At 59.6% G+C, this 25,607-nt stretch carries 29 protein-coding genes; 5 read left to right on the forward strand and 24 right to left on the reverse strand.

Going from position 1 to position 25,607, the window contains the following annotated elements:
• Positions 1 to 99: 99 nt before the first annotated feature.
• Complete coding sequence (locus tag FXN63_RS27310) at positions 100 to 1,401, reverse strand: methyl-accepting chemotaxis protein (protein WP_222863962.1); 1,302 nt, start codon at positions 1,399 to 1,401, stop codon at positions 100 to 102.
• A 71-nt stretch (positions 1,402 to 1,472) separates the two neighbouring features.
• Between FXN63_RS27310 and FXN63_RS23695 the strand changes: the two genes are divergently transcribed.
• On the forward strand, positions 1,473 to 1,811 hold the full coding sequence (locus tag FXN63_RS23695) for a hypothetical protein (RefSeq protein ID WP_148817975.1): 339 nt from the start codon (positions 1,473 to 1,475) through the stop codon (positions 1,809 to 1,811).
• 150 nt (positions 1,812 to 1,961) lie between these two features.
• Here the strand turns inward: FXN63_RS23695 and FXN63_RS23700 are convergent, their stop codons facing one another.
• The 15 genes from FXN63_RS23700 to FXN63_RS23770 all read right to left on the reverse strand — a co-directional run bounded on the left by FXN63_RS23700 (position 1,962) and on the right by FXN63_RS23770 (position 14,903).
• On the reverse strand, positions 1,962 to 3,071 hold the full coding sequence (locus FXN63_RS23700; protein WP_148817976.1) for an S-(hydroxymethyl)glutathione dehydrogenase/class III alcohol dehydrogenase: 1,110 nt from the start codon (positions 3,069 to 3,071) through the stop codon (positions 1,962 to 1,964).
• 49 nt (positions 3,072 to 3,120) lie between these two features.
• Positions 3,121 to 3,393: a formaldehyde-responsive transcriptional repressor FrmR gene (gene frmR, locus FXN63_RS23705; RefSeq protein ID WP_148817977.1), complete on the reverse strand. Its 273-nt coding sequence runs from the start codon at positions 3,391 to 3,393 to the stop codon at positions 3,121 to 3,123.
• A 142-nt stretch (positions 3,394 to 3,535) separates the two neighbouring features.
• Complete coding sequence (locus FXN63_RS23710) at positions 3,536 to 4,345, reverse strand: hydratase (RefSeq protein WP_148817978.1); 810 nt, start codon at positions 4,343 to 4,345, stop codon at positions 3,536 to 3,538.
• 257 nt (positions 4,346 to 4,602) lie between these two features.
• Positions 4,603 to 5,409: a hypothetical protein gene (locus FXN63_RS23715; protein ID WP_148817979.1), complete on the reverse strand. Its 807-nt coding sequence runs from the start codon at positions 5,407 to 5,409 to the stop codon at positions 4,603 to 4,605.
• Between the two features lie 249 nt (positions 5,410 to 5,658).
• Complete coding sequence (locus FXN63_RS23720; RefSeq protein WP_148817980.1) at positions 5,659 to 6,318, reverse strand: DsbA family protein; 660 nt, start codon at positions 6,316 to 6,318, stop codon at positions 5,659 to 5,661.
• Positions 6,315 to 6,785, reverse strand: coding sequence for a disulfide bond formation protein B (locus FXN63_RS23725; protein WP_246164958.1), 471 nt, complete (start codon positions 6,783 to 6,785; stop codon positions 6,315 to 6,317). Before FXN63_RS23725 ends, FXN63_RS23720 begins: the two co-directional genes overlap by 4 nt.
• Positions 6,786 to 6,906: 121 nt before the next feature.
• Entirely contained in the window at positions 6,907 to 7,263 is a 357-nt protein-coding gene (locus FXN63_RS23730) for a hypothetical protein (RefSeq protein ID WP_148817981.1), read from the reverse strand.
• Positions 7,264 to 7,432: 169 nt separating this feature from the next.
• Positions 7,433 to 9,010, reverse strand: a complete 1,578-nt coding sequence (locus FXN63_RS23735; protein ID WP_148817982.1) for a hypothetical protein — start codon at positions 9,008 to 9,010, stop codon at positions 7,433 to 7,435.
• A gap of 49 nt (positions 9,011 to 9,059) precedes the next feature.
• Positions 9,060 to 9,518: a hypothetical protein gene (locus FXN63_RS23740; protein WP_148817983.1), complete on the reverse strand. Its 459-nt coding sequence runs from the start codon at positions 9,516 to 9,518 to the stop codon at positions 9,060 to 9,062.
• Positions 9,519 to 9,777: 259 nt separating this feature from the next.
• Positions 9,778 to 10,506 (reverse strand): amino acid ABC transporter ATP-binding protein, encoded by a 729-nt coding sequence (locus FXN63_RS23745; RefSeq protein ID WP_148819770.1) that lies wholly within the window; start codon positions 10,504 to 10,506, stop codon positions 9,778 to 9,780.
• 39 nt (positions 10,507 to 10,545) lie between these two features.
• Positions 10,546 to 11,307, reverse strand: a complete 762-nt coding sequence (locus FXN63_RS23750; RefSeq protein ID WP_148817984.1) for an amino acid ABC transporter permease — start codon at positions 11,305 to 11,307, stop codon at positions 10,546 to 10,548.
• Position 11,308: 1 nt separating this feature from the next.
• Complete coding sequence (locus FXN63_RS23755) at positions 11,309 to 12,007, reverse strand: amino acid ABC transporter permease (RefSeq protein ID WP_148817985.1); 699 nt, start codon at positions 12,005 to 12,007, stop codon at positions 11,309 to 11,311.
• A gap of 69 nt (positions 12,008 to 12,076) precedes the next feature.
• Positions 12,077 to 12,895 carry an ABC transporter substrate-binding protein gene (locus FXN63_RS23760; RefSeq protein ID WP_148817986.1) on the reverse strand — a complete coding sequence of 273 codons (819 nt, stop codon included), beginning with the start codon at positions 12,893 to 12,895 and terminating at the stop codon, positions 12,077 to 12,079.
• A 59-nt stretch (positions 12,896 to 12,954) separates the two neighbouring features.
• On the reverse strand, positions 12,955 to 14,163 hold the full coding sequence (locus FXN63_RS23765) for a pyridoxal phosphate-dependent aminotransferase (protein ID WP_148817987.1): 1,209 nt from the start codon (positions 14,161 to 14,163) through the stop codon (positions 12,955 to 12,957).
• A 74-nt stretch (positions 14,164 to 14,237) separates the two neighbouring features.
• Positions 14,238 to 14,903, reverse strand: a complete 666-nt coding sequence (locus FXN63_RS23770) for an RraA family protein (protein ID WP_148817988.1) — start codon at positions 14,901 to 14,903, stop codon at positions 14,238 to 14,240.
• A 146-nt stretch (positions 14,904 to 15,049) separates the two neighbouring features.
• Between FXN63_RS23770 and FXN63_RS23775 the strand changes: the two genes are divergently transcribed.
• On the forward strand, positions 15,050 to 15,949 hold the full coding sequence (locus tag FXN63_RS23775) for a LysR family transcriptional regulator (RefSeq protein ID WP_148819772.1): 900 nt from the start codon (positions 15,050 to 15,052) through the stop codon (positions 15,947 to 15,949).
• Positions 15,950 to 16,032: 83 nt separating this feature from the next.
• On the opposite strand, the gene FXN63_RS23780 is transcribed toward FXN63_RS23775, so the two are convergent.
• Genes FXN63_RS23780 through FXN63_RS23800 form a run of 5 tightly spaced genes read right to left on the reverse strand, consistent with a single transcriptional unit; the run spans position 16,033 to position 20,455 of the window.
• Positions 16,033 to 16,773 carry a hypothetical protein gene (locus tag FXN63_RS23780; RefSeq protein ID WP_148817989.1) on the reverse strand — a complete coding sequence of 247 codons (741 nt, stop codon included), beginning with the start codon at positions 16,771 to 16,773 and terminating at the stop codon, positions 16,033 to 16,035.
• Positions 16,770 to 17,825, reverse strand: a complete 1,056-nt coding sequence (locus FXN63_RS23785) for an LLM class flavin-dependent oxidoreductase (RefSeq protein WP_222863963.1) — start codon at positions 17,823 to 17,825, stop codon at positions 16,770 to 16,772. The genes FXN63_RS23780 and FXN63_RS23785 overlap by 4 nt, the downstream gene beginning before the upstream one ends.
• Positions 17,826 to 17,827: 2 nt before the next feature.
• Complete coding sequence (locus FXN63_RS23790; RefSeq protein ID WP_148817990.1) at positions 17,828 to 18,319, reverse strand: nuclear transport factor 2 family protein; 492 nt, start codon at positions 18,317 to 18,319, stop codon at positions 17,828 to 17,830.
• Positions 18,312 to 19,328 (reverse strand): nuclear transport factor 2 family protein, encoded by a 1,017-nt coding sequence (locus FXN63_RS23795; protein ID WP_187395011.1) that lies wholly within the window; start codon positions 19,326 to 19,328, stop codon positions 18,312 to 18,314. Before FXN63_RS23795 ends, FXN63_RS23790 begins: the two co-directional genes overlap by 8 nt.
• Before the next feature lie 11 nt (positions 19,329 to 19,339).
• Entirely contained in the window at positions 19,340 to 20,455 is a 1,116-nt protein-coding gene (locus FXN63_RS23800; protein ID WP_148817992.1) for an alkene reductase, read from the reverse strand.
• A gap of 96 nt (positions 20,456 to 20,551) precedes the next feature.
• Between FXN63_RS23800 and FXN63_RS23805 the strand changes: the two genes are divergently transcribed.
• The 3 genes from FXN63_RS23805 (at position 20,552) to FXN63_RS23815 (ending at position 23,020) form a co-directional block, all read left to right on the forward strand.
• Complete coding sequence (locus FXN63_RS23805) at positions 20,552 to 21,475, forward strand: LysR family transcriptional regulator (RefSeq protein ID WP_148817993.1); 924 nt, start codon at positions 20,552 to 20,554, stop codon at positions 21,473 to 21,475.
• 91 nt (positions 21,476 to 21,566) lie between these two features.
• Positions 21,567 to 22,151 (forward strand): DUF4952 domain-containing protein, encoded by a 585-nt coding sequence (locus FXN63_RS23810; protein ID WP_187395012.1) that lies wholly within the window; start codon positions 21,567 to 21,569, stop codon positions 22,149 to 22,151.
• 98 nt (positions 22,152 to 22,249) lie between these two features.
• Positions 22,250 to 23,020: an IclR family transcriptional regulator gene (locus tag FXN63_RS23815; RefSeq protein ID WP_246165283.1), complete on the forward strand. Its 771-nt coding sequence runs from the start codon at positions 22,250 to 22,252 to the stop codon at positions 23,018 to 23,020.
• Between the two features lie 38 nt (positions 23,021 to 23,058).
• Here FXN63_RS23815 and FXN63_RS23820 read toward each other — a convergent pair whose 3' ends face one another.
• The 3 genes from FXN63_RS23820 to ssb form a co-directional block, all read right to left on the reverse strand.
• Positions 23,059 to 23,856 carry an HpcH/HpaI aldolase family protein gene (locus tag FXN63_RS23820; RefSeq protein ID WP_148817996.1) on the reverse strand — a complete coding sequence of 266 codons (798 nt, stop codon included), beginning with the start codon at positions 23,854 to 23,856 and terminating at the stop codon, positions 23,059 to 23,061.
• Between the two features lie 30 nt (positions 23,857 to 23,886).
• A complete protein-coding gene (locus FXN63_RS23825) occupies positions 23,887 to 24,681 on the reverse strand; it encodes an SDR family NAD(P)-dependent oxidoreductase (RefSeq protein ID WP_148817997.1) in 795 nt (264 codons plus the stop codon).
• Positions 24,682 to 24,978: 297 nt separating this feature from the next.
• Positions 24,979 to 25,497: a single-stranded DNA-binding protein gene (gene ssb / locus FXN63_RS23830; RefSeq protein ID WP_148817998.1), complete on the reverse strand. Its 519-nt coding sequence runs from the start codon at positions 25,495 to 25,497 to the stop codon at positions 24,979 to 24,981.
• Positions 25,498 to 25,607 lie beyond the last annotated feature (110 nt).

The raw sequence follows: 25,607 nt of genomic DNA on the forward strand, positions 1-25,607 counted from the left end.
AAGTGGTATGCGCCAGATTGGACTATTTCACCGGCCCGGACAATCGCAAAACTGCGAATGATTGACCTTGACTAATCCGCGCAAGGCTGCGCAATTGCATCAGGTGGACAGCTTGTTCGCGAACTGGCCGACAGCACTGACAACCTTCTGCGCACCATCCTGAATGTCGACAATCACTTCGCCCGCTTGCGCCGACAGCTCAAGCCCCTGCTGCGCCTGCAGCTTGCCCTTTTCGATGATGTCCACCGCCTGTTCGGCCAACTTCTGGTTCTGCAATACGACACCCACGATTTCTTCCGTGGCCTGGGTGGTACGCGAGGCCAGCTGACGCACTTCGTCTGCCACCACGGCAAATCCACGGCCCTGCTCACCCGCGCGCGCTGCTTCGATCGCCGCGTTCAGCGCCAGCAGATTGGTCTGGTTCGCAATGCCGCTGATGCTCTTGATGATGGTGCCGATAATCTGCGACTGGCGATCCAGCGCCGCAATACCTTGCGCAGCAGCTTCCATCTCATCGGCCAGTGCGCGCATCACATCGACGGTTTCCTGTACCACGCTGCTGCCCCGCTTGGCTGCGGCATCGGTGTTCTGCGAGGTGCTGTAGGCAATGTCCGCCGCTTCAACAACGGCCAGTTCGTGGTTCACCTGATCGGTGACGACGGTTGCGAACTTCACGACCTTGTACAGGCGATTGTGGGTATCGGAAATCGGGTTGTAGCTGGCTTCGAGCCAGACCGTGTTGCCGTGACCATCGACGCGCTTGAAGCGGTCTGCCACGAATTCACCACGGCGAAGTTTTTCCCAGAACTGCTGATACTTCGCAGAGTTCGCCTCTTCCGGATCGCAGAACATGCGGTGGTGCTTGCCGATGATCTGGTTCTGGGTATAGCCCATTGCCTTCAGGAAGCGGTCGTTCGCGGTCAGTACCTCGCCAGCCAGGTTGAATTCAATGACGGCCGTCGATCGCTGCAGGGCTTCAATCAGGTTTTCGTGTTCGCGCGCGCTTTCGATCGTCCGGGTCAGATCGCTGGCGTAGACCGAGATGCTCCTGACCTGCCCGCCATGTCCGCGAACCGGTTGCAAGATCGCCCGCAACCACGATTCACCCGAATCACCTCGTTCGATCTGCAATGCACCGGCCCAGTGCTTTCCTTCACGGATCGCGCTGCGCATGCGCTCGAAATGTTCGGTATTGCGCTCGGTGCTTGGCACCAGATCGACCAGCTCGCGGCCAATCAAGCGGTCGGCGGAATGACCCATTTCCCGTTCGAAGTTCTTGTTGGCGGAAACCAGTTTTCCCTGCGGATCGAGGCTGATGAACAGCATCTCGTTGTCCAGGCTTTCACGCACCTGCAACATGGATGACAGCTCTTCTTTGAGCGTCTCAACTTCTTGCTTCAAACGTCGATTGAAAAACATTGGCCGAATCTCGATACACGTGCCGACGGATGACCTGGAGCGCAGCAAACGCTATGAGAATCGCCGCCGCTCAAGCCGGTTTTTGTTCGTTCAGCAAGCCCGACGCATCGTCAAATCGCCAGGAAGAAGCCCCCTTGGCCGACAAGCACGGTGCACAGATATTGCCGTGGCAGGACTACCAATCGGACACCCCGCAGCAACAAACTATCACATCTGCACCGGCCCGCCAGAGCCGTTCACGAGCGTTACAGAGCACGCGCGAACTGGTGGGAGAACACCCTGCTTTTCTGCGTTTTAGCGGTTCTGACACGGATATTTCTGTCGCTCTTCGACAACATTCTGCGGATGGCATCAAGCCGAAATACGGGCGTCGATATTCATGCGCGGGGTAAGCGATGCAGGCATCGGGTCGAACAGCACAAAAGCAAAAATGCCCACAATCCGAAAGATTGTGGGCATCGTCATCAACCGTGTAGATCGACTCAATCAAACCGATCTACACGCCGATACCTGCTTCGTCCAATACCTTGTCCGATACGTCCTTAATAGTGGACGACGCTACGAATCGACTTGCCTTCGTGCATCAGATCGAAGGCATCGTTGATCTGTTCCAGCGGCATGGTGTGCGTCACGAACGGTGCCAGCTGGATCTTGTCTTCCATCGCGTCTTCAACCATGCCGGGCAGCTCGGAGCGACCCTTCACGCCGCCAAACGCCGAGCCCTTCCAGGTACGGCCGGTGACCAGCTGGAACGGACGCGTCGAGATTTCCTGACCCGCGCCGGCCACGCCGATCACAATCGACTGACCCCAGCCACGGTGCGCGCTTTCCAGTGCGGCGCGCATCACGTTGACGTTGCCGATGCACTCGAAGGTGTGATCCAGGCCCCAGCCCGTCATTTCCACCAGCACTTGCTGGATCGGCTTTTCATGGTCGTTGGGGTTCACGCAATCGGTGGCACCGAAGACCTGGGCCAGACCGAACTTCGACGGGTTGGTGTCGATCGCAATGATGCGCCCGGCCTTCGCCTGACGCGCGCCCTGTATCACGGCCAGACCAATGCCGCCCAGACCGAACACGGCCACCGTGTCGCCCGGCTGCACCTTGGCGGTATTGTGTACCGCGCCAATACCCGTGGTCACACCGCAACCCAGCAAGCAGACGTGTTCGGGGTTGGCAGCGGGGTTGATCTTGGCCAGCGACACCTCGGCAACCACGGTGTATTCGCTGAAGGTGGAGCAACCCATGTAGTGATACAGCGGCTCGCCGTTGTACGAGAAGCGGCTGGTGCCATCAGGCATCACACCCTTGCCCTGGGTGGCGCGAACGGCCACACACAGATTGGTCTTGCCGGACTTGCAGAACAGGCACTCGCGGCACTCTGCGGTGTACAGCGGAATGACGTGGTCACCCGGCACCACGCTGGTCACGCCTTCGCCCACTTCCACCACAATGCCGGCACCTTCGTGGCCCAGCACGACGGGGAACAGGCCTTCCGGATCGTCACCCGACATCGTGAACGCGTCGGTGTGGCAGACGCCCGTGTGGGTGATCTTGATCAGGACTTCGCCCGCGCGCGGGGGAGCCACATCGATCTCGACGACTTTCAAAGGCTGGCCGGGGCCGAATGCTACTGCTGCACGTGATTTCATAAATGATTCCGATATAACTCAGGGACAGAGGGGGCTGACGAGGAATCAGTCAGCGAAGGTAGGAGCGCACCAATGACACGGCATCGTCGATCGACGCCCGCTGTGCATCGGTTTCGCCCAGCGGCAGGAATTCCTCGCGCAGGTGGCTTTCCAGCACACCCGCCATCAGACCGTTGACTGCGCCACGAACGGCGGCGATCTGCTGCAGCACCGGGCCACACGCCTCGCCGCTTTCCAGAGCCCGCTCAAGCGCGTCGATCTGGCCGCGCAAACGACGCACCCGCGTCAACGCACGCTTTTTCTCTTCAGGACTATGGGGCAAGGAATGCACCTATACATATACTCACAGGGAGTATAGAACATACATGGGGGGAGTATCCAGCCGCTGGTACATCCTTGGTCTGATCTGCCTTCTGACAGACGCGATGCACCGGCGTATGACCTTGCTGAATGACCCAGCTGAATCAATCTGCCGAATACACCAGCGACACCCCCACCTTCGCCGCCCCCAGTCGCGCCTCGTAATAGCCCGGCCGCGAGGTGTCGAACGGCACACTCAGCGTGCCGGTCGTGACAATCGCCCCCTTGGGCACAGTGATGCCACGACGACGAAGTTCGCTGAACAGGAACGTCAGCGACAGGAAAGGCTGGGTGCGTTTGTCACCCGCCAGCGACCCGCCCAGGCGCTCGTCATCCTTCCAGATACCGGCTTCATCTTCGAATCGTGCATCTGGCGAAAACGCCACGGCCTCACCCTGGATGAACGCGTGGAACCCGGCGTTATCTGCCACGAAACTGGGATAACTCACGGCCTTGCGATCGACAAAGCGGCTGCACACCACTTCGATCGCCACAAAGGCGCTGTCGATCATCGTGGCCGCGTCGAAGTCCTCGTCAGCCGGCGACACGTCACGCGAAAAGCGCACCGCCACTTCCGTTTCCAGCGTGGCGCTCGCACCGGCCGGCAGCGTAACGACCGTGCCCGACGGAAACACCCGTGCCTGCGTCAGACATCCAGTCACCGCAGGATTGGGCAGCTCGCCGCGCAGACCCGCCGGCGACGCACCCGCGATCTTCCAGCCCACCTGCGGATCGTCAAGCCCGGCCACCATCAAAGACTGCGCGATGTAGGCCTCATCGAACGAAGGCGGACGCTCGGACGCAGGCAAGTCGGTCAGCAGTTCCCCGGTGCGCGAGGCGTTTGCCAAGCGAGCAGCAGGCAATGCCGGGTCGAAAGTTGTTTCGGGGCGTGTGTCGAGCGTCTTGTCAGTCATGCCAGTCCTGTCGAAAAAATCGGTTCTGCGGATGCATCCCTCTGCCATTACAGCTGGGCGGATGAGGTCAGCGTTTTTGCTGCCACCATTATCGGGAACAAACGATGACAGCAATCGGCAGGATACTGCGGTGGCCAGGTTCCAACCCATGCAGCGTGGCGACGGCGCGTTGCCAAGATCGCCATCAGCACGACGCTTGTCCACCTGGCAAGCGGCACGACGCGCGTGGTTTCGATCAGCGCATCAACGATCAGACATCAATAGAAGAACTCGCTCGCGTCGAAGGTTTCGCGCGGGAACATGTTCTGCCAGATCATGTCTTTCTTGGCCGCCACCAGTGGGAAATGTCCTTTCCATTCCTGGGTCAAGGTTGCCTGCTCGAAGCCCTTGCGCATCTCGACCATGCCCTGGCGATACTGGTCGACGGTAGACCACTTTTCAGTCACGGTGCGCTGCAGGAACGCCTTGAGCTTCTCGGGCACCTTGGCCACTTTGCAATCAAAGGCCACCTTCACGGCAAGCTTGTGCTCGGCCATCTTCTCAGTGACGGGTTCGGCCTCACCAAACGTGCAAACCGTTCGCTTCTGCGCGTCTTTCTGGCTGCGGAACATGGCGATGACATCGGGTTCGATTGCCTTCTTGCCAGCATCATCCAGACTCAGCTGCTTCAGAAACACCCCGGCCAACTGGGTCGGATAAATTTCGTCGGTGTTCACCATCTTGGCCACGTCGATGAAATTCGGTGAGAAACCGCCCGCAATACGATTGGCGCGCAAGTAATCGTTCAGTGCGGTCATGGCGGTGGTGTCGGTGACGACCAAGGTCTTGAAGAACAGATCCGTCACATATTGCGGACTGCGCGGTTCCGCTGCATGGGCAGCAGGCCCAGCGAGAAAAACGACCGCAACGAGGGTTCGGATGAGGTTCACTGTCATATCTTGCTTCCCGGGTTTGATAGCGTCAGCGCAACGCCTTTGAAACGCTGAAATCTTCTGCGCGATTCTGCAAAGAGAGAATCTGGTTTCCAGCGTGTTTAAAAAAATCCGCCCGAAGACACGCAACAACGCCCGCCCTCAGGCGTGTCAGCGCGATGACGCCGAAACGTCATTTAAATAGATGGTTTTTATAGCCGTGGTAATACAATGCGTCATTTGCAGCACTGCCGCAAATGCAAAAACAAGTGCCCGATTATGCCTGGACAGGCACGCAGCAAAAGATCAGCCCGAATATTAATAAAAAATGGTGCCATCCAGAGAATGGCACCATCAAAATATTCGATTATTCAACGCCTGCAAGTGCGCAGGCCGCAAAAATCAGTCGGGATACGCCAGCCGCAGTTCCTGTTGAACCAACTCCTCAAGCTGCGCATAGCCAAAGTTCACCAGCGGTTTGCCGTTCACAAAGAACCCGGGCGTGCGGGTCACGTTCAAGGTCTTGGCATCGGCCATGTCCTGATCGATCACCGCCTTCACGGCGGGCGCATCCACATCGACGCGGGCCTTGGCCAGATCAAAAGACGTGCCCTTCAAGAAGCCCCAGATGCGTTCCGGTTCAGGCCGGCTGTGGGATGCCCACGCGTCCTGGTTGTTCAGCACGATTTCCGTCACGGGAATGAACAGGTTCTGCGCCTGCGCCGCCACCAGAATCTTGGCGGCCAATTCAGACCCATGATGGAATGGCACGAAGCGCACCACCAGTTGCACGCGGCCTTTCTCGGCATCGACCAGCTTCTTCACCATCGGATAAAACGCGCGGCAGGTTTCGCACGCCGGGTCGAAGAATTCGGTGATCTTCACCTTTGCCGTAGACGGCCCATAAGTCGGTGAATGACTGCGGTTGAATACCGGGCTGTTCTGCTGCGCAAGCTGTTGCTGGGCCTTGGCCTGCTGACGCTGGTAGGTGAACACCCCCAGGATGAACGCGAGCAATACCACTGCGCCCGCGAGGATGAAAACGGTTTTCTTGCGTGTCATGAAGATGCCTTACGTTTGGCTGCCCACAGAAGCAGCACGATCAAAGAGAACGCGACCAGGGAAAGCAGCGGAATGGTGATGAACCCCGCCAATTGCAGATCGACTTTTGCGCAGGAACCGGCGGCCCCGCAGGGCTGCAAACCGGTCGGAATTAGGCCGATGTACAGCAGGCAGTGATAAACAGCCAGCAGCCAGCCAATGACCGCCAGCGGCTGCGCGTAGCGAATGCAGCGCACATCATCGGTGTAGGTGCCAATGCCCAGAATCAGCACCAGCGGGAACATGGCAATGCGCTGATACCAGCACAGCACGCAAGGGGTGAAGTCCATCAGCTCGCTGAGAAACAGCGCGCCAAGCGTCGATACCAACGCGATCAGCCAGCTGAACAACAGGAACGACCACCATGGGTTTGCGGGCAACGACGGCGAAGGTGTCGCCGGTTGCCGGGGGAGTGATTGGGACATCATCCAAGCTCGGAAAATCAGTAATCCCGCCTGGTCTTCAGACCAGGCGGCCAACTGGGGCAGGTGATGCGGCATTCGACCGTGATGGAATCGAGCACACGCTCACACGCGCCAGAAAACGGGATTACAAGATTGGCGGCTTGAAGTCGGGCGGCGTGTCGGCGCTGAGATAGCCGACAGCAGAAGTGGGCGGCGCTTGCCGCGTGGGGACTACAACCGGCTGGATACGCTCACTCGCCAGCAAACCGGGAGCATGGCAACCGTGGCACAGCTGGCAAGCATCGCACTGCACACCCAGCGTGCAGGCAGCAAGCCCGAATGCTTCGCACTGAATACCGCTTGAAGCGGCTTCAGCGTCTGTCTGGACATGCGCCAGCGTGACCGCATCACCCTTTTGCCAGGCAGCCGCCATCGCCCCGACTGGAAAGCCGAGTTGTGCGATGAGCAATGCGAAGCACAGCAGGAAGGAGAAACAGCGCATGAAGTCCTGATCGTTCGCAGCGTCAATCTAGCGAACTGAGGGCACCAGTTTACTTGAGCGTTTCACATACTTGTTCTGCCGATCCGCAAGGCTGGATATAACCCCCCAAGGCCTTGCGCTTGCGTTTGCCACCCTGAGTCAGGGCGTACCGCCGCACTGATCGTCAGGCTCAATCCCAACGATCGATCGTGTATTCCATCACCCCGGTCGAACTGGTCACACGCACCCGGTTACCCGCGCTGTTTCCACTGATGCGAATGCCGCACGCCGATGCCGACTCCCGCCCCTGCAACGCACCGGCTTTCGAGTAGGCCTCGATCGTCGCCCGGATCGGATACAGCTCGGACCGCAGAATTTCAGGGAACAGACTCAAGCCCGGTTCGCTGGAATCCACGGCACCATCAATGATGAAAATCACGCTCTTGCCCTGGTACTCGTGGCCGCCGTTCCACATCGACGGCTGAAGCGTCACCGCAGTCACCTTGCGGTAACCCTCAGACGGCATGCCCCACTGCGACGACGGCGAACCGTTGTGATACACGTACCAAGACACCGGATTGCGAACGCTGTTGCTGTCCCATTGCAGGATCGGCGGCGCATCTGCATTCACCGCAGTCAGCAGCGCGCACCAGTTCATGTTGTCGCTCAGCAGGAACTCGATCTGCTCGGCAGTGGGCAGCACTGTGCGCTGGAACTTTGCCCAGGTGATCACGCCCGCATCACTCGTCATCGCGGCAGGTTGTGTCTTGCCTTTCGGAATCAGGTGACCGAACACGCCCTTGCCCGATGCCGCAGGTTTATCGGCAGGCTGCCATATCGTCTGTATCTCATCCAGCTTGGCAAAGCGGCGCGCCAGGCTTGGCTCCAGCCCCAATTCCGCAATGACCTTCTCGCCTTGCGCAATGTTGCCGGCAGTCGCTGCCACCTGCGGCCGCTGATATTGCAGTGGATGCATCTTCGCGGCAAAGCGGGCCTTTACATCGTCAAACGCCATGCCGCTGGCAATATCTTCCAGCAGGGTGCCGATCATCGAACTGCGCGGCGTGCAGAACCCGACAGGTGCCGACGCAACCGCCCGCCACATCAGCGCATCGCGTTGACGACCGTGCGTGCTGTCATGCTGAGTACGCACCTGGTGCAGCCACTCGCCAGCACCCAGCACCTTCTCACTGCGATACAAGGATTCTGAACGCAGCAGGCCCAGGGCAGCATTGATCGTGTCCGCATTGAAGTCAGCCAGACCGCGTTGCAAGGTGCCCAAGTCCTGCAACTTCAGGCTGACGGCGGCACGCAGACGCGCGTTGTTCATGGACCTGCGCATGGCGGTCGGTACCGGCACCGAGAAATGCGACCAGCCTCCCTTCGTGGCCAAGCCCAGGTCGGTGGCATTGGTCATGAACACGCCAGTGATTCTGGCTTGCTTTACTTGAGTCGCCATCAAACGCGCACTCGGCCCATACTCGCCATCGTGATCCGACGGCCACAAGACCGACGTGATCTCGCCGTCATCTTCCACACGCACCAAGCCACCAAAACGCTCGATGAAGTGACGGCAGCACGCGCAGTTGTGCTCCTGCCGATTGCGCGCGTCGAAACCCGACAGATACAGATCAAACAGCCCGTCGGTGGCAACCGTCAGAATCTGCGATGCCTGAGCTTCCACCATGCGGGCAAAGTGCCTTTGCACCACGGTATTGAAATGATCGAACAGCGCGTTGTCGATAGTCTGTGTAGAAGTAGTCTGCATAACACGTGCTTTTGAAATTTATTGCTTGGAACCCAACAGCATCAGAGCATCAAGCCCCGGCAGCCTGCGCCTTGTCACGACGCGCAATCACAATGCCGCCAATCAGCAAGGCAGCGCCGATGACGCCGTAAGCACCACCGAAAATGAGCACCATGAAGAAAGCCGCCGCAGCACTGCCGTGATCGCCACTGGTTGCCTGTGTGTTTTCAACGATGGCGATCACAATCATCGCGGGCAAGGACAACAGGAACAGAATGCCTGCTGTCTTCAAGCCGTTGCCGATGCGCTGCTGCAGTCTGGCCATGCGCAATAGCCAGAACAATGAAAGCGCGAACACCACGACTTGAACGACACTGATGAATTTCATGCCGCTCGGTGGCATGCCGCCCCACCGGTCTGCCGCGAGTAGCAGCGTGGAGACGACAGGGTTTGCAGCGTAGGCAATCAGAAAAGCGAGTGCCAGGGTACCAGCCCAGATCAAGGCCGGATGGTGACGGGAAACAGTCATGATGTGCCAGCCGATTCAATATGAAAAATGCAAATACTTGCATTCAAATATCAACTTCTGATTCAACACCAGCGCAGGATATTTGCTGGACGACAGCGATGAAACCCACTGTCGCAGTCGCAGCCCCTGGGGCTGGCGGGCACCAAACGTACACCACCACGCTTGGTACCGGCCACCCCCGTAATATCCTGTTTCGCTGGAATCGAATACCGACTGGCCGCCAGCATGCCTCGGGCTGCATCGCCCTTGGCAGCCGGCATCAATGCGATCGCAGATCCGACAGGAACTTCTGCGCACGCGCGCTTTGGGGTGTCGAGAAGAACGCATCGGGACTTCCGGTTTCAACAATAGCGCCGTGATCCATGAACCAGACGCGGTCCGCCACTTCACGTGCGAATCCCATTTCATGGGTCACACACATCATGGTCATACCCTCGCGCGCGAGCTGCTTCATGACCTGCAAGACCTCACCGACCATTTCAGGATCAAGCGCGCTGGTCGGCTCATCGAACAGCATCGCGGGTGGGTCCATGGCAAGCGCACGGGCGATGGCCACACGCTGCTGCTGGCCGCCCGACAACTGGCCGGGATAAGCATCCACTTTTGCGGCCAGCCCTACCCGATCCAGCAACGCCACCGCGCGCTCGCGCGCTTCCCGTTTTGACTTGCGCAGCACGGTGGTGGGCGCAAGCGCAATGTTCTCGGCCACTGACAAGTGCGGGAACAGATTGAAGCTCTGGAATACAAACCCCACCTGGCTGCGGAAACGGTTGATGTCGATGCCCGGCGCGTTCACGTCCTTTCCATCGAACTCGATCGTGCCGTCCTGGATCGACTCCAGTCGATTGACCGTGCGGATCAGTGTCGACTTCCCCGACCCCGATGGCCCGCACACCACGACCACCTCGCCACGCGCCACCTGCGCATCGATGTTGGCCAGGGCCTGGTAAGCGCCATACCACTTGCTCACCTGTTTGAATGCAATCATCGGTGGCTTGCTTGTGTTGGAAGTCATGAGTGTCTCGGTTCAGGATCGGGCGGGTGTGTCACTGACGGCAGACGCGACGATCAATGCAGGCTTGACCGGCGCGACCACACCCGCTCGACGACGCGCAATGCGACGCTCCAATTCCCGGGCAAGCTGCGTCAGCGCAAAGCACAGAATGAAGTAGGTCGCAGCCAGAATGGCGTAGACCTCGAAGGGTTTTGTCAGCAGCGTGCTGTTGACCTGGCTGGCAGCAAACGTCAGTTCGTTCACCCCGATCACATAACCCAGGGAGGTCTCTTTGATGGTGGATACGAACTGGCTCAGCATGGCTGGCACCATGTTGTAGAGCGCCTGAGGCAGCACCACCTTGCGCATGGTCTGCCCGTAGCTCAGACCCACTGCACGGGCGGCCTCGGCCTGTCCGCTGGGCAAGCCTTCGATGCCGGCACGGACCACTTCCGCCAGATAGGCCGCCTGATAGATCACCAGCGTGATCAGCATGGTGCTGAAGCCACTTACCGCGTGCCCGGTCAGCAACGGCAGGAAGAAGTAGATCCAGAAGATGAACATCAACAAGGGCACGCCACGCACCAGATACACCAAGGTGGTTGCAGGCCAGCGCAGCCATGCAAAGGGGCTCATGCGCGCCAGTGCAATCACAACGGAGATCGGAAACGCCAGCGCAATCCCCAGCACCGACAGCGCAAAGGTCAAGGCCAGGCCACCGATCGGTCCGTTCGGATACTGGCCGACCAGCAGCAACAGTCCGTGGTCCCGCAGAATCGAGAAAATGTCGCTCATGTCATCGAGTCCGAATACGGTAGCGTTGCTCAAGTGCTGCGCCACCCGCCATGATCAGCAGCGAGACGGCCAGATAGATCACCGTGGACAGCAGGTACACCTCGATGGTGCGAAATGATTGGCTCTCGATCTCGCGGGTGACGTAAGTGAGTTCCGCCACACCGATCGCCATCGCCAGGCTGGTGTTCTTGAAAATGAGCACGGTGTGGTTGACCATCGTCGGCAAGGCAATGCGCGCGGCCTGCGGCAGAATCACCAGTCGCGCGGCGTTCAGATAGCTCAGACCCAGCGCCCGTGAGGCCTCGTACTGCGCACGCGGAATGGCGCGCAAGCCACCCCGCAAATCCTCAGACAGATAGGCAGCCATGCACAGCCCCACGGCAATGACGGCGAACATGAATTCACCCCCGACCGCGTTGGCCCACATCTGCACACTTTCTGGCAACAGGCTGGGGATGCCGAAGTACCACAGGAAAATCTGCACCAGCATCGGCACGTTCTGGTGGTACTCGACATAGGCAGCAACCGCCATTTTGCAAAGGCGGCTATCGGTCATCCGCAACAGGGCAAGCACGGTCCCCAACACCGCAGCCAGCAGCCACGCCAACGCGGTGAGTTCCAGCATGGTGATCACCCCCTGGACGATCCATTGCGGATAGTCGCCACGGGCAAGCACAGAGAAATCCAGATCCAGCTTCATCGCTACGCTTCCGGTCGCGGTTCTCGGCATTCGCAAGGCAGCGCACACGCATGCCTTGCGAGATCTTTATCAGCCCTTGATGGGTGCGATCTGAAACTCACGACGCATGCCGTATGGGCTGCTGGCACCCAGCCACTTGTCGAAGATGGCGGTGGCCGCGTTCGACTGATCCAGTTTGCGAAGCGCGCCATTGACCTGCTCGATCAACGCGGCCTCGTCCTTGCGCATGCCAATGCCCCAGGCCTCCAGCATCAGCGGCTTCTCGACGATGTCGATGGGCGTGGTGTTCTCGGCCTGCTGCTTGTACTTGACCAGCACAAGCTCGGAAAGCGCCAGCCCGTCGACCTTGCTCAGTTGCAAGGCCAGGAAGGCCGCAGGCGCATCCTGGAAGGTGACGGGTGAGGCAGTGGGAATCGCCTTGCGCACGCCCATCTCGGACGTAGACCCCTTGATGGCACTGACACGCTTGCCGCCCAATTCATCGAGCGTCTTGATGCCCGAATTGCGGCGCACGGCCACCTTTTGCAGGCTGGCGAAATAGCTGTCGCTGTAAGCGATCTGCTGGGCACGTTCCGACGTCCAACCCAGGTTGGCCGCCAGGATGTCGACACGCCCCTGTTGAAGCTCGGTGATGCGGGCAGGCACTGCCACCAGACGCAGTTCAAGCTTCACGCCCAGGCTGTCTGCGATGGCCTTGCAGAAATCCACGTCGTAGCCCTGAATCTCGCGGGTTTGCGGGTTCGGGAAACTGAACGGCTCGGCCGTACCCAGCGTGCCGCATACCAAAGTGCCTTTTGCCTTGATGTCGGCCAACTGGTCGGCCGACGCCGCATGACCGAACAGGGTCAGACAAAGTGCGGTGGCTCCGCTAAAAAAGAATCGACGCATGGTGTTTGTCTCCGATTTCTGTTTGTTATTGGCAGTGCAGGGGAACGATCAGTGCACGATCAGCGCGTGCAATCCTTGACCGCGTTTGCGATGGCAAGACATCCGGCATCGATCTCTTCCAAAGACGTCGCAAACGACAGCCGAAGATGTGAGGGCAAGCCGTAAGACGCGCCATCGATCGTGGCGACGCCTACGTGTTCGAGCAGATAGCGCATCACGTCGACATCGTTGTTCAGTACGTCCCCAGCCGGTGTGCGACGACCCAGCAGCCCCGCTACGCTCGGGAAGACATAGAACGCGCCGTCGGGGGCCGTGCAGGAAAAATCGTCGATCGCATTCAGCCCGGCAACGATGCGATCGCGTCGCTCGGCAAAGCGCACAACCGCGTCGCTTACACACTGCTGCGGCCCTTCCAGCGCAGCCACCGCTGCGGCCTGGCTGGCTGAACACGCGCACGATGTGCTTTGTGAAAGTAGCAAGGTGATCGCATCGATCAAGGGCTTCGGACCCGCGCCGAAACCAATGCGCCACCCGGTGAAGGCATAGGTCTTCGACAGCCCGTTGACCACCAGCGTGCGCGTGGCAAGGTCGGGGGCCACATCGAGCGGTGCCACGTGGCGGGCACCGCCATACACAAAGTGTTCGTAGATTTCGTCGGTCAGCAGCCAGACGTGGGGATGGGCGCGCAGCACCTCGCACAAGGCTTCCAGCTCACTGCGCGAATACACGGCACCGGTCGGATTGTTGGGTGTGTTGAGCACCACCCAGCGCGTGCGCGGGGTGATCGCGGCAGCCAATGCCTGGGCGCTCATCTTGAACCCGGCGTCGGCACCCGCTGTCACGATCACCGGCTTGCCCCCGTTGATGGCAACCATATCGGGATAGGACACCCAATACGGTGCCGGCACGATGACCTCGTCGCCCTCATTCAAGGTGGCGGCAAACGCGTTGTAGATGATGTGCTTGGCACCGCATCCCACCACCACTTGCGAAGGCGGCACGACAAAGCCGTTTTCGCGTGCCAACTTGGCCGCAATCGCATTGCGCAGAGCAGGCGTACCCGCCGATGCGGTGTAACGCGTGTGCCCTTGCGCCAACGCAAGCGCACCGGCCTCGACAATGTGCGCAGGCGTCGGAAAATCGGGTTCGCCAATCGTGAAGTCGATGATGCGACGCCCGGCCGCACGCAGTGCGTCGACGCGGACCTTGGCCGCCATGCTGGGCGACGGTTTGACGGTTGACAGGCGCTCGGCCAGCAACAGGCTCATGGTGTGCTCCGTGAATGCTTGAAGACGGTGTGGGTGTTCAAAGACCGAGGGGGTGCTTAAAGGCCATGGGGTACTCAAAGGCCATGAGCCGACAGCGTCTTGGTCAGCCAGCTTTGTTCGACACGCCCGCTGAGAATTTCTGCCTTGATGGCATCTTCTTTTTCCACCGTAGCGGCCACCGCACGCAGCAGGCGCTCCGCGTCGGCCTGCGGGAAGGTCACCACACCGTCCTCATCACCCACCACCAGGTCGCCCGGCGACACGACCTGCCCGCCAATGTTCACCGGCACGTTGATGGCACCTGGCCCCAGTTTGTAAGGACCGCGATGCGTGATGCTGCGTGCATAACAAGGGAAATCGGCAGCATGGAACGCGGCGCTGTCACGGATCGCACCGTCGATCACCAACCCAGCGCATCCACGCTCGATGGCGTACAGCATGATCAGCTCACCCACCAGTGCGTTATCCGCGTTGCCCGCGCCATCGACCACCAGCACGTGACCAGGCTGCAAGTCCATCAAGGCGCGGTAGATCAGCAGGTTGTCGCCCGGACGGGCCTTGACGGTATAGGCGGTTCCCACCAGCTTGCGGGCACGATGAAAGCGCTGCAGACCGACGATGCCTTGCATGCGCTGCAGGTTGTCGCTCAGGTGCGGGGTGACGACGTCCTGCAGTGCAGTGATGACCTGGCTCGGCGCAAGCGACGGGGCCGGACAAATGGTGAAGGGTGCTTCTGACACGGAGACTCCCGGGGTGGATCAGCGATTGCGATCTCATGACAGGAATTGTGGGAGTTCCCTTGCACGCAAAAAAGCGATATTTTCGAATTAAATTACAGTCTTAAAAGCGATCAATCAAAGCGCAAGCAGCGGACCCATGCACCATGATGACCTTCAAGCAACTCGAAGCGCTGTACTGGATCAACCGCCTGGGCAGCTTCGCGGCGGCCGCAGCCCGCCTGCACACCACGCAGTCCGCCATATCCAAACGCGTGCATGAACTCGAATCCGAATTCGACACGCCCTTGTTCGATCGCACTCAACGCCAGGCACGACTGACCGACAAAGGCCAAGAAATGGTCGTCATCGCCGAAAGGTTGCTCAAGCAACGCGACATGGCCATCGAGCAATTCGGTCGCCCGGATGTCGTGCAGCGGCGCTTCCGAATCGGCGTAACCGAACTGACTGCCCTCACCTGGCTGCCCAAGCTCGTATCAGCCATTCAACTGAACTATCCGAAAGTCACGCTTGAACCCGACGTGGACATGAGCGTGAAGCTGAAAGAAAAACTGCTGGCCGACGAAGTTGATTTGATCGTCGTTCCCGACGCCGTGCTTGACTCGCGTTTCGGTTACGAAAGCTTGGCCACGGTCGACAACGTCTGGATGTGCAAACCCGGTCTGGTCCCCACGGAAAACGTCTTGCGCATCCATGAACTGGCGCGCCTGCCGCTGCTCACACAGGGAGATCGGTCGGGTACCGGCGTCAACTACATGCGCTGGTTTCACAGCCTGGGCGTCGAGCCGGACAACACCATCAGCAGCAACAGTCTGATTGCCTTGCTGGGCCTGACGGTGTCGGGCCTGGGCGTCAGCTACCTGCCGCGCGCCTGCATGGAGCCGATGCTGAAAAACGGTCTGCTGAGTGTCGTCCGCACCAATCCGCCACTGCCGAACATCCGCTACATCGCCATGTACAAACGCGATGTGCAAAGTCCGCTGACTGCCGCCGTGACGATGATGGCGCAGGAATGCTGTGACTTCACGCGGATGTTTCAGACGCCTTGATGGCAAGGTGGTAGTTCAATCCGAGGCGCGTGCATGGGTACCAAGCTTCAACGCCAATCACGGCACCCGGACAAGTCAAAAAACTAACGACATGATGCTGTCCCGGCGTCGACATCGAGTGCAACGATCCGTTCGATTGTCGGCAGAGTCGCCTCACCGTCATCGCTGAGGGTCAGGTGTACTGCTCGGCCAACGGCGGGATTGCCAGCGTTGCAGGTAACCAGCGCCTCGTAGGCCCGGCTTGCTTCTGGCGCAGTCGCATGCACAGCCAGTTGCCTAACATCATTTCCCAACACAGCACGAAGTTGGCCATCCGAGCCCGTGATGCCGGCCAGTTCTGCATATACACGCGCCAGCACACGATTCGCTGCCCAGGAAGTTTCGTACTCCGGTCGCGTATTGGCAAGTATCGGTGTCTTGTCGAGCGCGATGAATCGCGCGCCTCCCGCGGCAAATTCGATCCGCGTTTCGTAGCTGATGATGGAGCCGTGAATGCCCGAATCACCTGGGGCCTGGTAGGCCACGACCATGCTCAACAAGCCATCACCATTGTCGGCATCCGCAAAACTGGCATGCACGATGTGATGCGAGCTGATGACATCGGGGACTGCGGCAAACCAGGCCTTCAGGCTTTCGTGGTCTCTGGCGAACACGTGATTGCCCCGGTGCCCCGATAGCTGCACTTGGGGATGGAATATTGCCAAGTGCGTATCGAGATTGCCCACGGATGCTTCAAGAAAGGCGAACCAGCGGTGCGCCAGATGCAGGGCAATGTGATGCCGACTGCGCGAGTGTGTGATCACAGCGTTATCAGCCTTCATCATGCAAAGATCCCGTCCGGCTCGGCAGGCGCGGTTTGCGGCACGGCGACATTCAGCGCGGAAGTGAGTGTGTCAAGCGCGCGCAGTCTCGCCGCTTCGCCAGGCATCATCAGATTGATCATGACTTCATCAGTGCCATAGGCATGCGCCAACGCGCGCAGTTGCGCGGCAACCTTGGCTGCGGTGCCAGAAATCAGCCTGCCCTGGTTACGCGCACGCACGGCCAGTTCAGCGGGCGTCCACTGGTGGGCGCGGGTGGTTTCCAACGAAGGCACGCGATCGAATGGACTTGCGCTTTCAGCGTAGGCCAGCCACAGGTGGAACGCGTCGGCAAATTCACGCGCTTGCGCATCGGTATCACCAACGGCCACAAACACGGCTACCACTACGGTTGGCTGCGCCGCATAGTCCGTAGGCTGGAATGCTGCACGGTAAACCTCGGCTGCTTCCGGGCCGTCGCCGCCGGCATTGATGAAGTGGGCAAAGGTGAAGCTCAACCCTGCCTTGCCTGCGAATTCAGCAGTCGAACCGGATGCGCCCAGCACGAAGGGTTGCGGTCTGTCGCGGGTTTCGGGGTGCGCGCGAATGCCGGCGTAGCGTGAGTTGGCCGGATGCTTTCCGGTCAGGAAATTCAACAGATCCGAGACTTTCTGCGCGTACGGAATCGTTCGGCCTTTCTCGTCGTTGAGCGCAGCGCCAGTGCGTGCGTCGGCCCCCGGGGCACGGCCAAAGCCCAGATCGACACGGTTCGGGAACAGTGATTCCAGAAGCTGATAGTTCTCGGCAATCTTCAAGCTGCTGTAGTTGGGCAGCAGTACTGCGCCCGACCCGACACGGATGGTCTGGGTAGCCGAGGCAATGCGTGCCATCAGGATTTCGGGCGAGTTGCCAGCGGTGGCGGGCATCCCGTGATGCTCTGATAACCAATAGCGGCTGCCGCCCTTTTCTTCCGCGCGCTGCGCCAGGCGCACGCTGGCGGCCAATGCGTCACTGGCCATCAGACCTTCGTCAACAGGTGAGTAGTCCAAGATGCTGAGCTTCAAGGATGTGGACATATTCAGGCTCCGGTTGTTGCGTGGACGGCTTGTTGGGTCACACCGCTGCGCTGCGGCCAGACGACTTCCAGGCGACTGCGGGTGATGCGCCACTCGCCATCGATGCGCCGGTATTCGTCGGCATACAGGCCAAGCAGCAGCAAGGGATTGGGATCAGGCTTGGATGCGGTTTCGAAATCGATCAGATAGCACCGACCTTCGGCATGGTCGGTGCCGGTCAACGTGATCTGGTGATTGACGATCGCGTGCATGAATGGATAGCTGCCTTGATGGTCACGGTCGAACTGTTTGAAGGCATCGTTGAGTCCCAGCCGTATGGCGTCGATACCTTCCATCCTGCCGACGGTGACTTCCACGACGGCATCTGCCGAAAAGACTTGGTCAAGCGCAGCAATGTTGTTGCTGTCGAGGTAGTGCGCATAACGCGTTCGAAGTTCGCGAATTTCCTCGCGATCGAGCAGTGCATTGATTCTGGTGTCTTTGGTGTCAGGCATGCGTTACTCCGATTTCGAATTCAGGGACGTTGGTGGCGGTGAACCAGCCAGGGCGGTAATCGAACCAGCAAATGCGCCATTGCCCGTCGCTCTCCAGTCGTGCGCGAAGCTGGTAATGGGCACCGTAGAGTGGGTTCCCCGCTTCATCTGCAGTGCGTTCCGGGATGATGCGTCCCACGATCATGCTTACGTGCTGACCATCGGCCTCGGGTTCGACCCGCAGCACATCCGCGAAGTGCTGCATCCACGCCCAATGCCGACGGAAGCTTTTTTGCTGGCCGATGATGGCGTGCCTACCTTGCAATGCGCCCATCGGCGCAAAGCCTCCGGCAGCGTCTTGGGTATAGCTGTCGCTCAACAGCGCAATGTCGTCTTGGTCGATGGCCCAGGAATACTTGCTGTAGAGCTCTTGCATGGCGTCTTCCACGCTCACTGGCGGCAATGCGTCACCGATCAAAGCCCACGGCGAATCCAGCTCGCTGACCAACACCGGTGGCGCGTCGCCCAGTTCCCAACCCGCATCGCTCGGCGGTGACGACCAGTGCGCCGCCAACGCCAGGTCGCCCTTGCACCAGTTGACATTGATGCGAGCCCCCACCAGCAGCCAACGATGCGTCGACCGATCGAAACGGAATCGGAGCACCACGCTGGCACCGAAAAGCAGTTGCCGCTGCTGGTGACCGAAGAGGCCGATGACGTATGCGCTGGCAGCGGCCAGGCCGCTGCGCCCACTTAGGATTACGTGATTGCTCGTCCGCATGCCCGCCAACGCAGCAGGCTCGGCGGCCAGCACGCGATGCCATTCGTCTACGCCTCTTGCTTCGCCATGCTGATTGCTGACCAAGATGGCGTCTTCGGACAAGTTCGGTGCAAGCGCCTGCCACTGCCCGCGCGACCACGCGGCAAAGAAGTCGTCGCGTAACGTAGTCAATGCCAGACGCGCATCGGCTTCTGGGAGGACGGTCTGTTCATTTGCCAGATCAGGCACGGTGACCAACGTGGATGTCATGGTCATGGCCTTCACGAAGACGCAGCTTTCGCCTGCTCGGCGTAGCGCGGATAGTCGGTGTAGCCGCGTTCTCCGTGCAGTCCGTACAGCGTGTCACGCTGCGCCTGCGCCAATGGCCAGCCATTGGCCATGCGCTCCACCAGGTCTGGATTGGCGATGAAGGGCTGACCGAAACCGATCAAGTCCGCTTTGCCAGCCTTCAAGGCGGCGTTGGCACTGTCCTGGTCGAAACCACCCGCCACGATCAGCGTACCGGGATATGCCTTGCGAAAATCCGTGAAGAACGCGGTCTCGCAATCGGCACCGATGGTGCGCTGATCGCTCAGATGCACATACGCCAGATTGCGACGACCAAGCTCAGCGGCCAGTGTCAGCCATGTCTGTTTTTCATCGTCGTACGGGTGCATGTCATAAAGACGACCGAAGGGAGAAATGCGCACACCAACATGCTGGCTGCCAATCGCCGTGCTCAGCCCGTCAACGGTTTCCAACAACAGGCGCAAGCGGTTATCGATACTGCCGCCGTAGCGGTCCTGTCGGGTATTCAGTTCACCGTTGATGAACTGCTCGAACAGATAGCCATTGGCACCATGAACCTCGACACCATCGAAACCGGCCTGGATGGCACGCCGACCCGCCGCCACAAAATCGCCGATGGTCGCCTGTACTTCGTCAGCGCTGAGCGCACGTGGTTCGCTGGTGGCGATATTGCCGGGCACACCAGGCGCAGCCCAAGCATAGGCATTTACGTTATGGGGACGACGCGCCACCGAGGACACAGGGGCCGCACCATCTTTTTGCAAGGACACATGGGAGTTATGGCCGACGTGCCACAGCTGGGCAAAAATGCGTCCGCCGTCTGCATGGACCGCGTCGGTGACCCTGCCCCAGGCTGCACTGTGCTCGTCGGTATATAAACCCGGCGTGAACAGGTAACCGGTCCCTTGTTGTGAGACGTTGATGCCTTCAGTGATGATCAGCCCAGCCGAAGCGCGCTGGCGGTAATAGCGTTCCGTCAACACATCCGGCACGCCGTCAGCGACGCGCGAGCGGGTCATGGGTGCCATCACGACGCGGTTGCGTAAGTGCTGGCCTGCCATATCGTGGGGAGTGAAAAGTATGCGCATCGTCATCCTTGTCTAATCGATGACTGTGACTTTATTATCTTTTCAAAGATAGATAATCCAGGTTAGATTCCGAACATTTAAGACCCACAGGAACAAATGGATCATCCTATTGACCGTTTTGCGGGTGTTGAGGCGTTTGTTGCGACGGCCAAGGCGGGCGGCTTCACAGCAGCAGCGCAAACATTGGGCATGACGCCGTCTGGCGTGACCAAGAGCGTGACCCGCCTGGAAGAACGGATCGGACTGAAGCTGCTGCACCGAACGACCCGCAGGCTGACCCTGACGCCAGAGGGAGCGTCATATCTGGCCGCCTGCACGCGCGCCATCGAAGAATTGGAGGCAGCGGAGACTGGCCTTGCGCCTGACAACTGGGTGCCGCAAGGACGCATACACATCGGACTGCCGGGTGCCTTTGGTCGCCGGCACATCTTGCAAGGCTTGCTGGAAATGGCTGCCCGATTCGACAAGCTAGACCTGACGGTCTCCTTCACTGAACGCACGGTGGACTTGGTTCAGGAGGGATACGATTTATCCGTTCGGATTGGCGAGCTGGCCGATGACGGCAACCTGGTGGCCAAGCGGCTCGGCACCCAACGCCTGGTGATTTGCGCTGCGCCTTCCTATCTGGCGCGACATGGAACTGTGCGTACTCCAGATGAGCTGCGGCAACGAGATTGCATCATTGGATCGCGCCGCCAGCAAAAGCAGACGTGGCTGCTGCGCACCTCGGAAGGTGCGCTGATGCAGCAGGAAATTCATGTCCGTCATGAGTTCAGCGACGGTGAAGCCATGCTGGCCGCCGGTCTGGCAGGCTGCGGCATCATGCAGATGCCAACCTGGCTGGTGGGCGATGACTTGAACCATGGCACCCTGGTACCGCTGCTTGAGGACTATGCGGGCGGTGAGATGCCTATCCATGTGGTGTGGCCCAAGTCGCACTATCTTCAGCCCAAGGTGCGTGCCGTCATCGACATGCTTCAAAAGCTGGCTTCTGGCCCCGACTCGGGCTTTGTGCCGTAGGCAAATTCGGACTGAAGGCGGCGTTGTGCAACACACGATGAGAACAGGCCGCGCCGACGTTCAACCGCCCTCTGTTGTGCGGCGTTACGGCATGGCGTCCGAGCTTGTGCCAAAGCGCATCGAAACGCCCGGCAACCCCGTTACGTTCAGCGGATACGAGCGAGCGCAGTGGAACAGTATTCACAACCACTCGATTGACACGCGTATGGAAGATAAAGGAACTGATGTGAGCAGCTTGGTTGTGGAGCCGTACATGAAAAGACTTACGCTAGGACTTTTCTTCGCAGTGTTGTGTGTCTCTGCTGGCGGTGCAAAGGCGGAAGCACGCTGCGAGGATTTCCTGGCGACGCTCAGCGACAAGCCTGACTTCGTGGAACTTGTCGAATGCGTTCAAGCCAACGACAGACAGGGAAAACCTTTCGTTGCTCGCTACCAAGTAAAGGGCAAAGATGCGCTGAAAGCCGAGCGGTATATGACGCAAAGTTTCGGCTTACCAACACTCAAGTTCATCTGCTGCGGTTGGGATTCAACGCCCTATTTTTATCGCGATAAGAAGACGAATCTTGGCTACATGCTTGGCATGGGGTCTGAAGAAACGCTGATCAACAGACGGGAATCGTGGTCAGAAATAAAGTTCTTCCATATCGAAGCCACCTTCTTCACAGGAGATCCCTGAACGCGATTTCGCTGCAGTCAGGCTAGCAAGCCAATGTGCTTGACGACGCGATACACGCTGCAGCATGACCATTCAAAATCGATATGAATAAACACAACATGGACCCGTACGAGCGCCGCGACCGGGCGCAGACCTTAAGACGCGGCCTCAGCATCTTGCGGCTCCTGATTCGCAAGAGTCCCGACAGTCTGCGCATGAGCGAACTCGTCCAACGCTTGGACCTGAACAAAGCGACTGTGATCCGATTGACGCAAGCCTTGGTCGATGAAGGCTTCGTATCCCGGGACCCCGCATCGGGGCGTTACAGCCTCGGGCCCGAAACGTTTGCGGCAGGACTGGCGGCGGAACACGCGTATGACTTGCAACGGCTGGCGCGACCGGCTTTGCGCAAGCTGTCGCTGGAGTCAGGCGACACGGTCTTCTTTTCTGTCCGACATGCGCATGAGGCGATCTGTCTGTCTCAAGAACTCGGTGTCGTCGAACTGCATACGCAGCAGATGAAACCCGGCGATCGGTTTCCGCTTGGTGTCGGTGCCGGCAGTGCAGCGATACTGTCGGCCTTGCCGGATGCAGAAATCACGACCGTCCTGAAAGACAGTTGCGATCGCCGCGCAGCGCACTGGCCTGCGGCAACGGACGTCGAAATCTGGAAATTGGTGGAAGAAGCCAGAACGACGGGCTATTGCTTCAACAGCGGGCTGGTTACGCCACAAAGCGGCGGGTTGGGCGTTGCTCTGGCACTGCCCAACCAGCCCTTGGTCGCGATAAGCATTGCGGCGGCAGAGAAGCGGCTGTCTCTTCCGCGACGCGCCATCCTCGGCAGTCGCCTGCTGGAGATCGCTGCGGCGATCAAGGATCAGGTTTCTTAACCTGACCCTGCCACGGAGGTGTGCGGCGTGGCCCGCGCTCAGAACCAGTTATGGTCGTAGGTCTCGCCCTTGAGCGTGCCGAAGAGCTGCTTGAACTGCTTGACGATCATGCCGCCGTCCGACCCCAGGCCGATCATCTTGAAGCCCTGCTCCCTCCTGTTCTTCATGTCCTCGGGGTTCATGCCGATGACACCGGACACAATGCCGCGCGTTGCTGCCGACTGCTGAATCCGAAGAATGTCTTCGGCCACACCCGGCCCTTCCCATTCGCCAAGGTAGCCCATGCTCGACGACAGGTCGGCTGGCCCGAAGAAGATGGTTTCGAGGCCGGGAACATCGAGAATGCGCTCGATATCCTCGCTCGCCGCCTTGGTCTCGATCACGGGAATGACCAGCGCATCTTCATTCGCGCGCTGAATATATTCTTGGACGCGCAAGCCCCATTGAACTGCTCGCTCGCCCCCTAAGCCGCGCTTTCCAACGGTGGGATACCGGGCGTGGCTGAAGGCTTCATGCAGCTCTTCAGCGTTGTTGATCAGCGGCAGAACGACACCATGCACACCGATGTCGAGGCACTTCTTGATCGTGTCCACGCGGCTTGCCGGAACCCGGGCAAGCACGGCCAAGTCCGTGCCCTTCGCGGCACGCAGATGGTTCAGGACGTCTGAATAATCCAGCGCGCCGTGCTCCAGATCCACGCAGATCCAGTCCGCGCCCATGGCGGCGGCGATCTCCGTGATCGTGGGGCTTTCAAGGGTCACCCACAGGCCGTACGTGGTGTCACCGCGCGCAAATTTCTTGCGCAGGGGATTCTGGGAAAGATCAGAGACGTTCATGTGCTGTCCTTTGGGTTAAGAGTCGCGATATCAGGCTGCTGGCTTGTCGAACAGGTCGGGCACCAAAACCCCTGCGGCGGTGAAACCACCGTCGATCGCCAGCGTCTGCCCCGTGACATAACTGGCGTCATCCGACGCGAGATAGAGCACGCCGCTGGCGATCTCGTCGGGTTTGCCATAACGGCGCATAGGAACCAAGGTGGCGTACCTGGCGCGGGTCGAATCGCTATGCAGCGCCTGCACCATCGGCGTGTCCACCGGGCCGGGTGCGATTGCATTGACGGTGATTCCCCACTGCGCCTCTTCGATGGCGAATTGCTTTGTCATGGCGATCAGCGCGGCCTTGGAGGTGCCATAGGCCATCCGACCCGTGCCGGCGCGCAACCCGCTTGTCGATGCGATGTTCACGATCCGGCCCCAGCCTGTCTTGCGCATGTGCGGCAGCGCAAACTGCATGGCGAGCATCGGTGCCGTCACATTGATGGCCATCGTTTTCTGCCACTGGGCCGGTGGGCATTCCCCGGCCGGGGCCATGTCGGCAACGCCCGCGCTGTTCACGACAATGTCCGGCGGCCCGAAAGCCGCTGTCAGCGCATGCAAGGCGTCGGGCAGCCCTGCGCTATCGGCAAGGTCCACGACACATGCCTTGGCATGACCGCCAGCCGCGTTGATCGCGTCAGCTACCGCTGCTGCGGCGTCTGCGTTTCTGTCCACGACGTAGATGCGAGCACCGAGCGTCAAGGCCATCTTTTCGGCAACGCATCGACCAATGCCACTTGCGGCACCGGTGATCAACGCTACCCGGGGAGTTTGTTGGAGGTTCATATGCGCGTGTCGGTTGGCAGGGGTGGAAGCAGACAGCAGCCGATGCCTGAGGCGGGGTCTGCAATGTGAATCAGTGCGCGCAGTATGGGTGCCGTTGAGGGCGGAAAATTGCCAATTTCCTAAAGCACTGCTTAATTCGATTTGCTATGTGAACCATGGACCTGGGGTTGGTCCTCAGGAGAGTTTCCTGGCGCGACGGAGGGTTGGCAGCAAGCTTGGAAAAACCGCCACCAATGCAAAAGGCCCGCAGCTATCAGGCTGCGGGCCTTTTGTTAATCAGTCAGGAAAAGACGGTCTTTAGAACGGAATATCGTCATCCATATCCGCAAAGTTCGGCGCAGCCGACGGAGCCGGTGCGGAACGACCTTGCGGTGCCTGACGCGGTGCGCTCGGGCGCGGGGCGCTACGCTGCTGCGGCGCAGCTTGCGACATCTCGTCGTAGCCACCGTCACCGCCGCCACCACCCATGCCACCGCCTTCACGGCCGCCCAGCATTTGCATCTGGTCAGCCACGATGTCAGTGCTGAAACGATCGGCACCGGTATCCTTGTCTTGCCACTTGCGGGTCTTCAGGCGGCCTTCGACGTAGACCGAGCGGCCTTTCTTCAGGTATTCACCGGCGATTTCGGCCAGGCGGTTGTAGAAGACCACACGGTGCCATTCGGTTTCTTCTTTCTTCTCGCCGGTGTTCTTGTCTTTCCAGTTCGACGTGGTCGCAATCGACACGTTGCAGATCGCTGCGCCGTCGGGCGTATAGCGCACTTCGGGATCACGGCCCAGGTTGCCGACGATGATGACTTTATTGACGGATGCCATTGCCATTCTCCAGTTGATTGTTGGTGCAAACTGCCTTGGCGGGGGCGTTCGCTGCGCTCGGCATGGGTGCCGGCGCGAGTTGAGATGATGTAAACGCGATCGGCCGTAAC

The sequence above is a fragment of the Pigmentiphaga aceris genome, assembly GCF_008119665.1.
In the GTDB taxonomy this organism is placed as follows: Bacteria; Pseudomonadota; Gammaproteobacteria; order Burkholderiales; family Burkholderiaceae_B; genus Pigmentiphaga; species Pigmentiphaga aceris.

Coding starts and splice junctions, on each gene's coding strand:
- FXN63_RS23695 (WP_148817975.1), top strand. CDS start 1,473: ATGAGAATCGCCGCCGCTCAAGCCGGTTTTTGTTCGTTCAGCAAGCCC.
- FXN63_RS23700 (WP_148817976.1), bottom strand. CDS start 3,071: ATGAAATCACGTGCAGCAGTAGCATTCGGCCCCGGCCAGCCTTTGAAA.
- FXN63_RS23710 (WP_148817978.1), bottom strand. CDS start 4,345: ATGACTGACAAGACGCTCGACACACGCCCCGAAACAACTTTCGACCCG.
- FXN63_RS23720 (WP_148817980.1), bottom strand. CDS start 6,318: ATGACACGCAAGAAAACCGTTTTCATCCTCGCGGGCGCAGTGGTATTG.
- FXN63_RS23725 (WP_246164958.1), bottom strand. CDS start 6,785: ATGATGTCCCAATCACTCCCCCGGCAACCGGCGACACCTTCGCCGTCG.
- FXN63_RS23730 (WP_148817981.1), bottom strand. CDS start 7,263: ATGCGCTGTTTCTCCTTCCTGCTGTGCTTCGCATTGCTCATCGCACAA.
- FXN63_RS23735 (WP_148817982.1), bottom strand. CDS start 9,010: ATGCAGACTACTTCTACACAGACTATCGACAACGCGCTGTTCGATCAT.
- FXN63_RS23740 (WP_148817983.1), bottom strand. CDS start 9,518: ATGACTGTTTCCCGTCACCATCCGGCCTTGATCTGGGCTGGTACCCTG.
- FXN63_RS23745 (WP_148819770.1), bottom strand. CDS start 10,506: ATGATTGCATTCAAACAGGTGAGCAAGTGGTATGGCGCTTACCAGGCC.
- FXN63_RS23750 (WP_148817984.1), bottom strand. CDS start 11,307: ATGAGCGACATTTTCTCGATTCTGCGGGACCACGGACTGTTGCTGCTG.
- FXN63_RS23755 (WP_148817985.1), bottom strand. CDS start 12,007: ATGAAGCTGGATCTGGATTTCTCTGTGCTTGCCCGTGGCGACTATCCG.
- FXN63_RS23760 (WP_148817986.1), bottom strand. CDS start 12,895: ATGCGTCGATTCTTTTTTAGCGGAGCCACCGCACTTTGTCTGACCCTG.
- FXN63_RS23765 (WP_148817987.1), bottom strand. CDS start 14,163: ATGAGCCTGTTGCTGGCCGAGCGCCTGTCAACCGTCAAACCGTCGCCC.
- FXN63_RS23775 (WP_148819772.1), top strand. CDS start 15,050: ATGACCTTCAAGCAACTCGAAGCGCTGTACTGGATCAACCGCCTGGGC.
- FXN63_RS23780 (WP_148817989.1), bottom strand. CDS start 16,773: ATGATGAAGGCTGATAACGCTGTGATCACACACTCGCGCAGTCGGCAT.
- FXN63_RS23785 (WP_222863963.1), bottom strand. CDS start 17,825: ATGTCCACATCCTTGAAGCTCAGCATCTTGGACTACTCACCTGTTGAC.
- FXN63_RS23790 (WP_148817990.1), bottom strand. CDS start 18,319: ATGCCTGACACCAAAGACACCAGAATCAATGCACTGCTCGATCGCGAG.
- FXN63_RS23795 (WP_187395011.1), bottom strand. CDS start 19,328: ATGACATCCACGTTGGTCACCGTGCCTGATCTGGCAAATGAACAGACC.
- FXN63_RS23800 (WP_148817992.1), bottom strand. CDS start 20,455: ATGCGCATACTTTTCACTCCCCACGATATGGCAGGCCAGCACTTACGC.
- FXN63_RS23805 (WP_148817993.1), top strand. CDS start 20,552: ATGGATCATCCTATTGACCGTTTTGCGGGTGTTGAGGCGTTTGTTGCG.
- FXN63_RS23810 (WP_187395012.1), top strand. CDS start 21,567: ATGGCGTCCGAGCTTGTGCCAAAGCGCATCGAAACGCCCGGCAACCCC.
- FXN63_RS23815 (WP_246165283.1), top strand. CDS start 22,250: ATGGACCCGTACGAGCGCCGCGACCGGGCGCAGACCTTAAGACGCGGC.
- FXN63_RS23820 (WP_148817996.1), bottom strand. CDS start 23,856: ATGAACGTCTCTGATCTTTCCCAGAATCCCCTGCGCAAGAAATTTGCG.
- FXN63_RS23825 (WP_148817997.1), bottom strand. CDS start 24,681: ATGAACCTCCAACAAACTCCCCGGGTAGCGTTGATCACCGGTGCCGCA.
- ssb (WP_148817998.1), bottom strand. CDS start 25,497: ATGGCATCCGTCAATAAAGTCATCATCGTCGGCAACCTGGGCCGTGAT.